We start from the raw sequence: 14,573 nt of genomic DNA on the forward strand, positions 1-14,573 counted from the left end.
GACGGTGTTGATATGGTCGGCGGGTCCGGGGTTGGTTTGGAGGGTCAGGGATGAGCGACGCGCAAGCCTCACGGGTGGGCTCGATGTTTGGGCCCTATCACCTGAAACGGCTGCTGGGCCGCGGTGGGATGGGCGAGGTCTACGAGGCCGAGCACACCGTCAAGGAGTGGACGGTCGCCGTCAAGCTGATGTCCGACACGTTCAGCAAGGACCCGGTTTTCCGCGAGCGGATGAAGCGCGAAGCCCGCATCGCCGGCCGTTTGCAGGAGCCGCACGTGGTGCCCATCCACGACTACGGCGAGATCGACGGCCAGATGTTCATGGAGATGCGCCTGATCGAGGGCGTGGACCTGGACACCCTGCTCAAGCGGTTCGGCCCGCTGACCCCGCCGCGCGCGGTGGCCATCATCACCCAGATCGCCTCCGCCCTGGACGCCGCCCACGCCGCCGGAGTGATGCACCGCGACGTCAAGCCACCCAACATCCTGGTCACCCGCGACGATTTCGCCTACCTTGTCGACTTCGGCATCGCCAGCGCGACCACCGACGAAAAGCTGACGCAGCTCGGGACCGCGGTGGGCACCTGGAAATACATGGCGCCCGAACGGTTTTCCAACGACGAGGTCACGTACCGCGCCGACATCTACGCGCTGGCCTGCGTGCTGCACGAGGCCCTGACCGGATCGCCCCCCTATCGCGCCGACAGCGCCAGCACCCTGGTGACCGCCCACCTGCTGGACCCCATCCCGAAGCCGAGCGACGTTCGCTCCGGCGTGCCCAAGGCGTTCGACGTGGTGATCGCGCGCGGCATGGCGAAGAAACCCGAGGACCGCTACGCCAGCGCGGGCGACCTGGCCCTGGCCGCGCACGAGGCCCTGTCCGACCCCGACCAGGACCACGCCAACAACATCGTGCGCCGCAGCCAGGAAGCCACCTTGCCCGCGACCGCCCAGGCCAGCACCGCGGACGTGCCCGGCCCCACCCTGGCGGCCCCGCCCCAACCACAGGTCACCACCCCGCCGCCGGCGCCCGTGCCGGGTTATCCCGCGTCCGGTCCCATTCCGCAAGCCGGCCAAACGCCCCGGCCCTGGGCGCCCGATAGCGGGCCCATTCCCGCCGCGAGTCAACCCGGCGCGCCGTACTACCAGGGCGGCAGCGGCAGCTGGGGCGCCCCGCCGCCCGCACAATTCAGCGGCCCGGCGCAGGCGGGGTGGAACCAGCCGCCGCCCAAGCCCAAGCGCAGCCCGTGGCCCATCGTCGCCGCCGTCGCCGTCGTGATCGTCCTCGCCGTCGGCGCGGTCGGGGCGTGGCTGATCCTGAAGCCCAAGCCGGCGCCGCCGCCGCCAGAGCCCGTGTCACCGGACCGGCTCAGCACCCTGCTGCTGGACCCGTCGGACATCAACAACGTCATGGGCTCCTCCGAAATGACGCCGGGCAAGCCCATCACGTCGATGGATACGTCCTCGGTGACGCTGTCGTTGCCGAACTGCCAGGGTGCGCTCTACACCAGCCAGGACCCGGTGTACACGGGCACCGGCTACAGCGGAATTAGCGGGCTGGTGTCCTCGGAACCGGGCGACAACAACGACCACTGGGTCAATCAGGCCGTCGTCGCGTTTCCGTCCGCCGACAAGGCCAAGGCGTTCGTGCAGACATCGGCGGACAAGTGGAAGGGCTGCGCCGGCAAGACGGTGACGGTGACCAACAAGAGCAAGCAGTACAGGTGGACGTTCGCCCAACTCAACGGCTCCCCGCCGAAGATCAGCATGATGGAGACGCAGGAAGGCGCCGACGGCTGGGCGTGCCAGCGGGCGATGGGCGTGGCGAACAACGTCATCGTCGACGTCAACGCGTGCGGCTACCACATCACCGATCAGGGTGGGCAGATCATCGACAAGATCGTCGCCAAGGTCGGCACCGAATAGCCAAGGCGCACTGCGGCTTTACGGCTGGAGGTCGGGCCCCTCGGCGCGCAGGTCGTCGACCGCCGACATGGCGTCGCGCAGCTTGGCCAGCCATTCCTCGGTGTGCTCGCCGACCAGCTTGACCGTCCAGGCGAGCGCGTCGGCGCGGGACCGCGCGACGCCGGCGTCGACCAGCGTGTCGAGCACCTGGCGCTCGGGTTGCTTCAAGCGGGTCATCACCGGTACGGCGATGTGGGTGAACAGGATTCGCTCGCCCTTCACTTCGACGCCCCAGGAAACCTTGCGCCCGTAGCGATCCTGCGCCTCGTCGGCGATGCGCATTCGCTCGGAACGGGTCTCCTCGCGGAACCGGGAGACGCGGCCTTCGGCGCGCTCCTCGCTCTCTTCCGAGCCGTCGGCCAGCTTGCCGATGACGGTGATCTCTTCGCGGTCGACGATGACCGTCGGGTCGCCGTCGAACCAGGCTTCCGGTAGGCGTCCGGCGAACCATTCCGCCGCGGCGCTCGCGTCGGGCTGCTGGGCCTGCTGCCAGCCGCCGGGGCGGCCGTAGCGCCGCCCGTGGGTGTGATGGGACTTCATGATTACATAATTACACCGTTACACATGTAATGGAATGGCGTTCACCGGAGGCGAACGCCGGCCGGGCGGGCGCCGGGTCCTTCTGGCGGGAGAAAAACCGTTGATATGGGCTGTTCGGAGTTGTATTTTTGGTAGCGAAGCAGGCCCGGAAGCGACCGATTCGAAGCGCTGGGAAACGGGGTAGGAAACCAGCCGCGTGCGACCTAAGCGTCAAACGCCCCCTAGAGTCGCCCGGGCCTGCCTATGCGTTGCCGCGGCGAATTCGGAACAGCTTGACCTCGTTCTTGATGCCCTTGAGGCGGCGCGCACCGGCGAACGAGCCTTGCAAATTCCCGCCGTAGCCCGCGGCGCTGAGCGCCTCCCAGACCGAATCGGCCGCCAGCACGGTGCCCGGGCGCGCCACGGAGGTGACCCGGCTCGCCACGTTGACGGGGCTGCCGAACCAGTCGCCGGCCCGGCTGACCGCCATGCCGGAGGCGACGCCCGCCCGCAACCGGGGGAAGTCGTTGTCGGTGTCGACGGCCTCGACCAGCTTCAGCACGACGTCGAGCATGGGCGCCGGCTCGGGGCAGACGAACATCGCCGCGTCGCCGATGGTCTTGATGAACCGCACCGGCGGGACGGTCACGTCCCGGGCGAGGTGGGCCAGGCGGTTGGCCAGGTGCCCCAGCTCCTCGGCCGACACCACTTCGCCCAACCGCGTGAAGCCGACCAGGTCGGCGAACGCGACGGTGATCTGACGCGCGCCGGGAAGCGGCTGGCCCGCGGCGCGCTCGGCGGCGTTGACGGCCTCGGTCTCCATCATGTGGCGCAGCTGCATGAACAGCATGTGCTGGATCATCGGGCCGAGCACCGGCGTGAGCTGGGACACCAGCGCCTTCGACCCCTTGGCGATGTCCAGCTCGGTGGCCCCCGGGCGCATGATCGACGAAAGTGCCGTGTACCGCATGACCTCGGCCGCGCGGGACAGGCCCTCGGCCAGCACCCGGACCACCAGCACCAGCTGCTCCGGGTCCAGGCCGAGCTCCACGAACCGCTGGATGAAGGCGGCGGCTTCGCCGTCGGCTCGCATGTGCACGACCGCGTCGGGGTCGTCCACCCGGACCAGGCCGATGGCGCGCTGCACCTGCTGCAGCAGCGCCAGGTCGACGCCGTAGGTCTCGCTGATCTCGCGGGTGGAGACGTAGGTGCCGTCGTCGCCGACGAGGTGGCGGGTGGCCAGCAGCAGCGGCGGGTTGGTGCTGCGGATCTCGTCGCGGGTGATGCCCTGATCCAGCAACCACTTCACCAGTTCGGCCCGCTCGGCGCGCGCCTCGCCCTCGAGCCCCTCCAGCAGATCGTCAATATTCATGACACCGGGCTCATGACACCGGCGGTCGCCGGTGGGCCCACGGCCGGGCCGACTCGATCTGCGCCGACAGCGACAGCAGGGTCGCCTCGTCGTACGGCCGGCCGACCAGCTGCACGGCGATCGGCAGGCCGTGGCCGTCGAGGTCCCACGGCACGGCCGCTGCGGGCTGCCCGGTCAGGTTCCAGATCGGGAAATACGGGACTTGCTGCGCCACCAGCAGCAGCGTCGAGACGCCGCCGCGGCGCCGGTAGGCGCCGATCCGGGACGGGCCGGTGGCGTTGCCCGGCGTGACGACGACGTCGACGTCGTCGAAGATCGCCTGGATCCGGGCGGCCACCGCCGGCTCCGCCGCACGGATCGCGTCCATCCTGCGGTCCGAGAAGAGCGCGCCGGCGCGCGCCAGGTTGCGGGTGCGCGCTTCGAGGCGTTCGGGGTGGGCTTGCGCGTCCGCGTCGTCGCTGATGCCGCGCAGGAAGCGGGGCAGGTAGTTCGTCAGTACCGCCGCCGGCGGGTACTCGGGGTCGCGGGTGATGACCTCGTGCCCCAGGTCGCGCAGCAACGCGCCGGCCTCGTGCACGGCCGCCAGCTGCGCCTTACCGACCCGGACGGGAACCGGCATCGGGCCCTTGGTGCTCAAGGCAATTCGCAGCCGGCCGGGGTGACGGGATGCGGCCCCGACGAACTCGCCCTCAGGACCGGGGACGGTCGAGGTCGCGTCCAGGAACGTCGCGGCGTCGCGCACCGACCGGGCGATCGGGCCGTTGACGCTCAGCCCGTGCCACGCGTTGTCGTGCGGCTCCAGCGACACCCGGTCGCGTTGCGGTTTCACGCCAAACAGCCCGCACCACGACGACGGGATGCGGATCGAGCCGCCGCCGTCGGATCCCAGCGCCAGCGGCGCCAGCCCGGCGGCCACCGCGGCCGCGCTGCCGCCGCTGCTGCCGCCCGGGGTGCGCCTCAGGTCCCACGGGTTGCGGGTGGCGCCGAAGGTCAGCGACTCGGTGAAGGGAAAGATCATCAGCTCGGGCACATTGGTTTTGCCGATGACGACCGCCCCCGCGGCACGCAGCCGCCGAACCACCTCCGCGTCGGACGTCACCGCGGGGCGGTGCCCGCCGCTGCCACACGCCGTCACCTCGCCGGCGACGTCGACGTCGTCCTTGATCGCGATCGGCACGCCGAGCAGCGGCAGCCGCTCCCCCGCGTCGAGGCGGTCCTGCGCCGCGGCGGCCTCGTAGCGCGCGGTGTCGGGGAGGACGACGCGAAAGCAGCGCAGCTCGCTGTCCAGCCGCGCGATCCGTTCCAGATAGATTTCGAGGAGCTCCGGCGCGGTCAGTTCACCGTCGGCCAACATCCGGGCCTGTTCGGCCGCGCCGGCGAAGGCGACGTCGCGAGCGTCCACCGCCGCAGCGTATCCGGCGATCAGTACCGTGGGCGACATGCCCTGCGTGTTCTGTGCGATCGTCGCCGGCGAGGCCCCGGCCCACCGGATCTACGAAGACGACGGGTACCTGGCGATCCTCGACATCCGCCCGTTCACCCGCGGCCACACGCTGGTGATCCCCAAACGACACACCGTCGACCTCACCGACACCCCGCCGCAGACGCTGGCAGGCATGGCCACCATCGGCCAGCGGATCGCGCGCGCCGCCCGCACGACGGAGTTGGCCGACGCGACGAACATCGCGATCAACGACGGTCGCCCCGCGTTCCAGACGGTGATGCACATCCACCTGCACGTACTGCCGCGGCGCGAGGGCGACAAGCTGTCCTTCGCCAAGGGCATGCTGCTGCGCCGCGACCCGGACCGGGAGTCCACCGCGCAGATCCTGCGGGAGGCCATGTCGCGGCTCAACGGGAGTCAGCCAGACTGAAACCATGAGCAATCTGACTCCGCTAGAACAATTCGTGCTCGTGCCGATGCTGCGCCTGCACGACACGATCTACCGCAAGACCGACGGCCGCGTCGGTCACCAGATACCGGGGATGCCGCCCAGCCTGCTGCTCCACACGATCGGCGCCAAGACCGGCCAGCAGCGCACCACCACGCTGACCTACGCCGAGGACGGCGATTCGTACGTCATCGTCGCGTCCAAGGGCGGCGACGACCACAACCCCGGGTGGTACCACAACCTGCGGAAGCGGCCCGACTGCGAGATCAACGTCGGCGCCAAGCGCATCCCGGTGACCGCCAGGAAAGTGGGCCCCGACGACGCCGACTACCCGCGGCTGTGGGAACTGGTCAACAAGATCAACGCCAACCGCTACAGCGGCTACCAAAGCCGGACTTCGCGGCCCATCCCGGTCTTTTTATTGACTCCGCGGTGAATATTGCCAGGTAGGCCCGGATAGCCGCGCAGCGGTCTATTCTCCTGACACGCGCGGTGAAGCAGTTCGCCGCAAGGGCGCGGGATCGGCTGGAGCGGGTATGACACGCTGGGCGGGCAATCCGTGGCGGCGGTTCGGGCTGTCCGCACGAGCAGGTTGGCTGCTCGTCGCGTTTTACAGCACGGCGGCGGTGCTGGTCGTGGCCTCGTCGGCGCATAGGTGGCGCGGCGTGTACGGGACGCGGCCGGTCGACGAGGGCGTGTTCGCGCTCTGCCTGCTGGTGACGGCCTCAACCGCCGGCTACGCGGCCCGTTTCTCGACCGGGCGGCGCAGATTCGGCTGGCTGGCGCTGGTGATCGGCCTGCTGGGCTGGGCCGCGGGTGAGGTCCTCTGGTCGGTGTACGAGGTGCGCCCGGACATCGAGCACGCCACCCACCCCGCCGCGGCCGAGGCGGTGTTCACGTTGTATCCGATCGGCGCCATGGCGTCGTTGGCCCTGCTGTCGCACCTGTCGCGCCACAGTCCCCGGCGGCTGGTGCTGGACGGCCTCATCGTGGCGACCTCGCTGTTCGTCATCTCCTGGGTGTTCGTCCTCGACAAGCAGCTGCGCGAGAACAACGGCTCGCGGCTCGCGACACTGATCGAGGTCTTCGCGGACGTCGTCCTCCTGACGACGGCGATCCTGATGCTGTCCCGGATCCGCTCCAACGACCTGCCGAGCCGGGGCCTGCTGGCCGGCGGAATCGCCACCATCGCCGCCTCCGACATCGCGATGGTTTTCCAGACCGGGGTGGGCAGCTATCACCTGGGCGACCTGACGGATCTGGGGCGGGTGGCCGGATTCGCGCTGCTCTCGCTGGCCGGCCTGGCCAGCGTCCACGAGAGCGCCACGGACCAGGCGCGGACCGAGATCATGTCCCCCGCCCTGCTCTGGCTGCCCTACCTGCCGCTGATGCTGGCCGCCGCGGTCGGCCTGGGTCAGGCGGTGAGCCTGATGGCGCACGGACCGCTGCTCGCCGCGCTGGGGATCCTCGTCGCCGCGGTGCTCACCCGCCAGTTCATCGTGCTGATGGAAAACCAGGGCCTGCTGTCCGAGGTCGCGCGGGAGGCGTTCCGCGACAGCCTGACCGGCCTGGCCAACCGGGCGCACTTCCTGCACCGCTTGGAGCAGGCCGTTGCCCGGCAACGCCTCGAGGGCGGGCCGATCGCGGTGCTGTGCCTCGACCTGGACGACTTCAAAGCGGTCAACGACGCCCTGGGGCATCCCGCCGGCGACGAGCTGCTGGTCCGGGTCGCCGGCCGGCTCACCGCCGCGCTCGGCGACACCGGTACCGTGGCGCGTCTCGGAGGCGACGAGTTCGCCGTCCTCATCGAGGCTTCGGCCGATGAATCGAAGCAGGCCGCGGACCGCGTGCTGGACGCGTTCGGGACGCCGATCGTGATCGACGGTGTCCCCATCGAGGTCAGGCCCAGCATCGGCTACACGGTCGCCACGGGCGCATCGAATTGCACCGTCGACCAGTTCCTGCAGCACGCCGACCTGGCCATGTACGCCGCCAAACGCGAAGGCGGGCAATGTGTTCGGGGTTTCCTGCCCGACCTGCCGTTCCCGTACGCGTTCCCTCGGTTGGCCGAGTCGGCCGAGTCGGCATTGCAAGAAGGGCAAGCGGGTGTGGACCGGGGCGCCGCCGCGACCCCGGCGGGCGCCTTTGGCAAGGAGACGAGGCTGGCGCGCTCGCTGGCACCGATCGCCGCGGCCGCAACGGCACCGCGGGAGCGATCGCACGACGTCCCCGACGGCATGCGGTGGCCCCCGACGGCGATTCGGATCGCCTTGGCGACGTTGGGGATTGGCGTGGCCACCTTCGCGGTGACGAGCTTGGTGGACCCCGATGCCGCGCGCAACGCGTTCTTCGCCAAATGCCTGTACCCGGCGTTGAACCTGTCCGCCGCGGCGCTGATCGCGTATCGCGCCTACCGGGTGCGGGCCGACCGTCTCGCGTGGGCGTTGATCGCGGCCGGCATGGCCGTGTCGGCGGCGGGTGACATCGTCTACGTGACGTGGGTGCCCGCGGGCCAGTCGCCGTCCGCGGCCGACCCGGAGTACCTGGCGTTTTACCCGCTCCTGTACGCGGGGCTCCTGCTGGTCATGCGGTCGCGGCTGAAGGTGGTGCCGATTCCGATCCGGCTCGATGCCCTGGTGTGCGCGCTGGCCGCGGCCGCGGTGGGCGTGGCGCTGCGCGCGGGGCCCATGCACGCGGCCGCGGTCCGCGCGCCGGCGACCGTGCTGGTGGGACTCGTCTACCCGTGGGGTGACCTGGTCCTGCTGGCCCTGACCGCTGGCATGCTGCCAATCCTGGGCTGGCGCAAGGGATTCCGTTGGGCCTTGCTTGTGGTGGGATTCGTCGCCTTTGCCGTCGCGGACACGGCGTACCTCTTCGAGACCGCCGACGGCAGCTACCGGGTCGGGACCACGCTGGATGCCCTCTGGCCCGCGGCGTCGCTGCTGGTGGCCATCGCCAGCTGGGCGCCGTGGTCGTCGACGCCGCCCGTACCGAAACGCGGGCTCGGTTTCTACGCGGTGCCGGTGGCGTGCACCGTCGTCGCGCTGGCCGTCGTCGTGGGTCACAACTCAAGGCTGGCAACGATTCTCGCCGCGCTGAGCCTGGTCGCGGTCGCCGGGCGACTCTCGGTCGCCTTCCGCGACGTCAGCATCCTCGCCGAAAGCCACAAGCAGGCCATGACCGACGAAGTGACCAGCCTGCCCAACCGGCGGTCGCTGGCGACCGCCCTGACCGGGCTGTCCGATGTGGCGCCGGCGGGACCGCTGTCGATCCCCGGGACCCCGTCGCGCCGGGCGCTGCTGCTGCTGCACCTGTATGAGTTCGACGAGATCAACGACTCCGTCGGCCAGCACTTCGGCGATGAGTTGTTGAGCCATGTCGCGCACCGGCTCTCGCTCTGCGTGCGCCACGAGGATCTGCTCGCGCGGGTGGGCGAGGACGAATTCGCGATCCTGCTGGGCGAGGGGTCCGACCTGATCGCCGCGCGCGCCCAGGCGGGCCGGCTGCTCGAGGCGCTGAGCGAGCCGTTCGCGCTCGATCCGATCACCGTGCAGGTCGATGCCCGCATCGCCATCGCGCTGTGCCCCGACCACTGCGATCATCCGCAGGAGCTGCTCACCCGCGCCGAGATGGCGATCCCCCACGCGAAATCCGCCGTCAGCAGGATCGCGGTGTACGACTCGGCCTACGAGATGTACCGCGACAACGACCCCAACCTCATCGAGGAACTGCGCGTCGCGCTGCTGGACGACGACCAGCTGACGGTGCACTACCAGCCCAAGATCAACGCGAGCGACGGCAGCGTGCACAGCGTCGAGGCGCTGCTGCGCTGGCGGCATCCCAGCCGCGGGTTGCTGCTCCCCGAGGAATTCTTGAACGCCGCCGAACGCGCCGGGCTGATGCGTCAGGTGGCCAACCGCGCCATCAACGTCGCGCTGGAGCAGATCCGGTCCTGGCGCGACCAGGGTATGCCGCTGACCGTCGCGGTGAACCTGTCGACCACCAACCTGCTCGACCTGGACCTGGTGAGCACGATCGAGCGGCTGCTGCAGACGCACGGCCTGCCCCCCGACTCGCTGATCGTCGAGATCACCGAAAGCGCCCTGGTCGACTCGGCGCGCTCGCGCAACACCGTCGCCGCGCTGCAGCGCCTCGGCGTCCGGATCTCGCTCGACGACTACGGAACCGGGTGGTCGTCGTTGGCGCGGCTGCAGGACGTTTCGGTCGACGAGCTCAAGTTAGACCGGATCTTCGTGGCGCGGCTGGCCGAGGACCCGCGGTCGGTCGCCATCGTGCGGTCCACGGTGGCGTTGGCGCGCAGCCTGGGCGCCGACCTGGTGGCCGAGGGGGTCGAAGACGAGGTCACCCTGCGCGCAGTGCGCCGCTACGGCTGCACCATCACCCAGGGTTTCGTGCACAGCCCGCCGCTACCGGCGGAAGACCTGCTGCACTGGATCTGCCAGCACGCGCCCACCACCAAGTCTCAGGCGGGCGTGACGGACTGACTAGAACAGCTCCTTGGCCAGCAGCTCCAGCGTCGCGACCCGCGCGGGCGCGGTGGCGGGATCGGTGCCGAGGTGGGCCGAGGCGACCGGGTGGACCATCACCTCGTCCACGCCGAACCGTTCGGCCAGCGCCCGCACCTGTTCGGCGGCCTCTTCCGGGGTGCCGAGGACGGCGCGCTTGAGCCCGCTTTCCACGATGTGCTGCTGCTGGTCGGTCAGCTGGGCGACCTCGGCCTCCTCGACGAGCGGCACCGGGCCGAGCGGCTGCCCGGTGCGCAGCCGCGCCATCACCTGCAGGTTGGGCAGCATCAAAGCCGTCGCCTCGTCGCGCGTTTCGGCCACCGCGGCGTTGACAGTCAGGAACGTAACGGGCTCGGGCGTCAGCGTGCTGGGCTTGAAGCGGGACCGGTAGACCGCGAGCGCCTCCTCGGTTCCCTGACCGGAGAAGTGATGCGCGAACACATACGGCAGCCCCTTGGCCGCGGCCAGGTGCGCCGAGTACATCGACGAGCCCAGCAGCCACAGCCTCGGCTCGCTCGCCGCGGCCGGGGTGGCCTTGAGCCGGTAGTCCCCCGAGCGCAGCGGCACGATCACGCCGCGCGCGCTCATCAGCGCGGCCACGTCGTCGAGGTAGTCGGGGAAGCGTTCGATGTCCTCGTCGTCGCGGCTGCCGCGCAGGGCGTACGAGGTCACCGGGTCGGAGCCGGGCGCGCGGCCGATGCCGAGGTCGATGCGGCCGGGGGCGGCGGCTTCCAGCAGCGCGAACTGCTCGGCGACGGCCAGCGGCGCGTGGTTGGGCAGCATCACACCGCCGGAGCCGAGGCGGACCTGGGTGGTGTGCGCGGCCAGGTGGGCGATCAGCACCGGCGGGCTGGTGGCGCCCACGGACGGCATGTTGTGGTGCTCGGCGAGCCAGTAGCGGGTGAAGCCGAGCCGGTCGGCGGTCTGGGCGAGCTGCACGGTGGCCGCCAGCGCGTCGCCGGTGGTCTGGTCGCTGCGCACCGGCACGAGGTCAAGGACGGAAAGTCGCACGACGGCGTCAACGCTTGCAGCGGGGCGAACGTTCCCTACGCGCGCTCAGTAGTCCTTCAGGGTGATCGAGTTGACGATGCGGTCGAACACCTCCTGCGGGATCGGCGCACCCCCGGGGATGTTGTCGATCACCAGCCACTGGTTGCGCTTGACGTAGTCGTGGAACTCGGCGTGATAGCTGGCGAAGCCCTTTTCATAGTCACCGCCGGCCGCACCGAGCTCGCCGGCCAGGACGTAGGCGCCCAGCAGCGCCACGCTGGTCCCCTGCCCTGAGAGCGGAGAACAGCAATACCCGGCGTCGCCGACGAGCGCCACGCGGCCCTTCGACCAGCGATCCATCTTGATCTGCGACATCTCGTCGAAGTAGAAGTCGGGTGCGGTCCGCATGTACTGCACCAGCTGCGGCCGGACCCAGCCGTCGTCGGCCATCCGCCGTTCCAGCTCGGCGAACACGGCCTCGGTGTCGCGGTAGTCGATCCGCAGGTCGGCCTCCATGAAGCCCACCATGGCCCGGGCCTCGGTGTTGTTGCGCGCGCTGTAGACGCCGACCATGGTGTTCTCGCCGTAGTGCCAGGTCTGCCAGTAGTCCAGGTCCAGGAAGTTGGGCACGGTGAAGATCGCCGCGTAGGTGCCCAGCCGCTCGATGAATTGCGCCTCGGGGCCGAAGACCAGCCGTCGCACATTGGAGTGCAACCCGTCGGCGCCGATCACCAGATCGAAGCTGCGCGCCGCGGCGCGCTCGAAGGTCACCTTGACGGCCGTGCCGTCGTCCTCTAACGCGGCGATGCTGTCGTCGAACACGAATTCCGCGTTGAGTTTGGTTGCGTCGTAGAGCAATTCGACGAGGTCGTCGCGCAACAGCTCGATGTCGGGGTTGGCGATGATCCCGCCGGTCGGCGTCGATTCGGTGTCCTCGGACAGTTCGTTGCCGTCGCGGTCGACGACGGACGCCCCGCGGATCCGGGTCCGCACGTGGTCGGCGGCCGCCCGCAACATCATGCGTTCCAGCACCCCGAGAGCCGGGCCCCGCACGTCGATCGCCTGGCCGCCCGGCCGCAACCCCGGATACCGTTCCACGACGGTGACCGAATAGCCCTGGCGGGCAAGCCAATACCCAGCCGTTATGCCGGCCACGCTGGCACCGGAAACCAAAATGTCGGTCACGTGATACCTGCCAACCTCTTTGCGTCGCTGAAGATGTCGTCGAGCATTACGGGAGTCAACCTACCGGTGAACATGTTCTGCTGGCTGGGGTGGTAGCAGCCGAGCAATTGCAGGCCGGATCCCAGCTCCGCGACGACGCCGTGCCCGAAGCGCAGCCTGGGCGCCCCGGACACCAGCCGCAGCGCGATCTGCCAGGCGAACCCGCCCAGGGCGACGATCACCCGGACGTCGCCGGACACCAGCCGCCATTCGGCCTGAAGCCACGGCCAGCAGGTGTCCCGCTCGGCCGGCGTCGGCGCGTTGGCCGGTGGCGCGCAACGCACCGGCGCGGAGATCCGAATCCCGTTGGCGCGCAAGCCGTCCGCGGCGTCCACGCTGGTCGGCTGGTTGACCAGCCCCGCCCGGTGCAGCGCCGCGTACAACTGGTCGCCGGAGCGGTCACCGGTGAACATGCGCCCGGTCCGGTTGGCGCCGTGCGCGGCGGGCGCCAGCCCGACGATCAGCAGCCAGGGCCGTTCCGATCCCCAGCCCGGCACCGGCCGCCCCCAGTAGGGCTGGTCGGCGAACGCCCGGCGCTTGGTGGCGGCGACCTCTTCGCGCCAGGTCACCAGCCTCGGGCAGGCCCGGCACACGCTGATCGCGGCGTCGAGTTCCGCGATCGACCGGGCCCCGTCGCTCAGCGCGACCACCCGGGCCGCGTCGGCGGCCACCGGCGTCCGCGGCGTGGCCGGATCGCCCGGCCATCCGCTGCCGGGGACCACCGGAGACGCGAATGCCTGGCCGCTACGTGGATGGGCAAGCACATGAACATCCTGCATGAGCCGAAAAATCGGTGGCCGCGTATCACGCCGTTGGCATAAATTCAGCGGCGATATCCCATGAAAAGCAGCGGCCCAGCGGTTCTGATCCTGTTCGCCACGCTGACGGCGACGGCGGGTACCGGCATCTCGATCGTCGCGTTCCCATGGCTGGCGCTGCAGCACCGCGACAGCGCGCGCGACGCGGCCGTCGTCGCCGCCGCGATGACGCTCCCCCTGGTGCTGTCCACGCTGGTGGCCGGGACCGCGGTCGACTTTTTCGGGCGGCGACGGGTGTCGCTGGTCTCCGATTCGCTGTCCGGAACGGCGGTGGCCGCCGTGCCGCTGACCGCCTGGTTTTTCGGCGCCGACGCGATCAACGTCGCCGAGCTGGCCGTTTTGGCTTTCTTCTCGGCCGCGTTCGATCCGGCCGGCACCACGGCGCGCCAGTCGATGCTGCCCGAGGCCGCCGCCCGGGCCGGCTGGTCGCTGGACCGCACCAACAGCGTCTACGAGGCGATCCTCAACCTGGCCTACATCGTGGGCCCGGGAATCGGCGGTCTGATGATCGCGACGGTCGGCGGCGTCAACACGATGTGGGTCACTGCGGGCCTATTCGGGTTGTCCTTCTTGGCAATTGGCGGGCTGCGGCTCGAGGGCGTCGGCAAGCCGCACCATGCGACGCGACCCCAGGGGCTGGTGTCCGGCATCGCCGAGGGCCTGCGATTCGTCTGGAACCTGCGGGTGCTGCGGACGCTGGGGCTGATCGACCTGGTCGTGACCGCGCTGTACCTGCCGATGGAGAGCGTGCTGTTTCCCAAATACTTCAGCGACCATCACCAGCCCGCAGAGCTGGGCTGGGTGCTGATGGCGCTCGGGGTCGGCGGCTTGGTGGGCGCGCTCGGCTACGCGGTGCTCTCGAGATATACGCCGCGGCGCACGGTGGTGCTGGCGGCGACGCTCACCTTCGGCGTGGCCGCGATCGGCATCGCGTTCCTGCCGCCGTTGCCGGTGATCCTGGTGCTGTGCGGGGTGACCGGCCTGGTCTATGGGCCCACCCAGCCGATCTACAACTACGTGATGCAGACCCGGGCGCCGCACCACCTGCGCGGCCGGGTGGTCGGGGTGATGACCGGGCTGATGTACGCCGCCGGCCCGTTGGGATTGCTGGTGGCCGGTCCGCTGGCCGACGCGGCCGGGCTGCGGACTACGTTCCTGGCGTTGGCGGTGCCGATCCTGCTGGTCGGCCTCGTCGCGTGCGGCCTGCCGTCGCTGCGGGAGCTGGACCGTCCGGTGCCGGAACTCGCCGCGGATACGCCGCGCTGATC

11 protein-coding genes are annotated in these 14,573 nt (G+C 70.1%); 5 read left to right on the forward strand and 6 right to left on the reverse strand.

Annotated features, from left to right (window positions below):
• Positions 1-50 precede the first annotated feature (50 nt).
• Positions 51-1,925 carry a serine/threonine-protein kinase PknH/PknJ gene (locus AC5Y5E_RS20505; RefSeq protein WP_499904572.1) on the forward strand — a complete coding sequence of 625 codons (1,875 nt, stop codon included), beginning with the start codon at positions 51-53 and terminating at the stop codon, positions 1,923-1,925.
• 18 nt (positions 1,926-1,943) lie between these two features.
• Here AC5Y5E_RS20505 and abmR read toward each other — a convergent pair whose 3' ends face one another.
• The 3 genes from abmR to AC5Y5E_RS20520 all read right to left on the reverse strand — a co-directional run bounded on the left by abmR (position 1,944) and on the right by AC5Y5E_RS20520 (position 5,257).
• Positions 1,944-2,504, reverse strand: a complete 561-nt coding sequence (abmR, locus tag AC5Y5E_RS20510) for an ATP-binding transcription factor AbmR (protein WP_499904573.1) — start codon at positions 2,502-2,504, stop codon at positions 1,944-1,946.
• 241 nt (positions 2,505-2,745) lie between these two features.
• Complete coding sequence (locus tag AC5Y5E_RS20515; RefSeq protein ID WP_499904575.1) at positions 2,746-3,855, reverse strand: adenylate cyclase regulatory domain-containing protein; 1,110 nt, start codon at positions 3,853-3,855, stop codon at positions 2,746-2,748.
• 10 nt (positions 3,856-3,865) lie between these two features.
• Positions 3,866-5,257, reverse strand: a complete 1,392-nt coding sequence (locus AC5Y5E_RS20520) for an amidase (RefSeq protein ID WP_499904576.1) — start codon at positions 5,255-5,257, stop codon at positions 3,866-3,868.
• A 37-nt stretch (positions 5,258-5,294) separates the two neighbouring features.
• On the opposite strand from AC5Y5E_RS20520, the gene AC5Y5E_RS20525 reads away from it, so the two are divergent.
• From AC5Y5E_RS20525 to AC5Y5E_RS20535, 3 genes are all read left to right on the forward strand, one after another.
• A complete protein-coding gene (locus AC5Y5E_RS20525) occupies positions 5,295-5,729 on the forward strand; it encodes an HIT family protein (RefSeq protein ID WP_499904577.1) in 435 nt (144 codons plus the stop codon).
• A 4-nt stretch (positions 5,730-5,733) separates the two neighbouring features.
• Positions 5,734-6,183, forward strand: coding sequence for a nitroreductase family deazaflavin-dependent oxidoreductase (locus AC5Y5E_RS20530; protein WP_499904578.1), 450 nt, complete (start codon positions 5,734-5,736; stop codon positions 6,181-6,183).
• A 100-nt stretch (positions 6,184-6,283) separates the two neighbouring features.
• Positions 6,284-10,252 carry a diguanylate cyclase domain-containing protein gene (locus AC5Y5E_RS20535; RefSeq protein WP_499904580.1) on the forward strand — a complete coding sequence of 1,323 codons (3,969 nt, stop codon included), beginning with the start codon at positions 6,284-6,286 and terminating at the stop codon, positions 10,250-10,252.
• Here AC5Y5E_RS20535 and AC5Y5E_RS20540 read toward each other — a convergent pair whose 3' ends face one another.
• The 3 genes from AC5Y5E_RS20540 to AC5Y5E_RS20550 are packed head-to-tail and all read right to left on the reverse strand — an operon-like array spanning position 10,253 to position 13,266.
• The gene (locus AC5Y5E_RS20540; RefSeq protein ID WP_499904582.1) at positions 10,253-11,284 is read right to left on the reverse strand and encodes an LLM class flavin-dependent oxidoreductase; all 1,032 of its coding nucleotides are present in this window, start codon (positions 11,282-11,284) and stop codon (positions 10,253-10,255) included. It abuts the gene before it with no gap.
• Between the two features lie 45 nt (positions 11,285-11,329).
• Positions 11,330-12,448, reverse strand: coding sequence for an FAD-binding protein (locus AC5Y5E_RS20545; protein WP_499904583.1), 1,119 nt, complete (start codon positions 12,446-12,448; stop codon positions 11,330-11,332).
• Positions 12,445-13,266, reverse strand: coding sequence for a uracil-DNA glycosylase (locus AC5Y5E_RS20550; RefSeq protein ID WP_499904584.1), 822 nt, complete (start codon positions 13,264-13,266; stop codon positions 12,445-12,447). Before AC5Y5E_RS20550 ends, AC5Y5E_RS20545 begins: the two co-directional genes overlap by 4 nt.
• Before the next feature lie 60 nt (positions 13,267-13,326).
• Between AC5Y5E_RS20550 and tap the strand changes: the two genes are divergently transcribed.
• Positions 13,327-14,571, forward strand: coding sequence for a multidrug efflux MFS transporter Tap (gene tap / locus AC5Y5E_RS20555; protein WP_499904585.1), 1,245 nt, complete (start codon positions 13,327-13,329; stop codon positions 14,569-14,571).
• The last annotated feature ends 2 nt before the right edge of the window (positions 14,572-14,573 follow it).

Source organism: Mycobacterium sp. NGS54 (assembly GCF_059812465.1).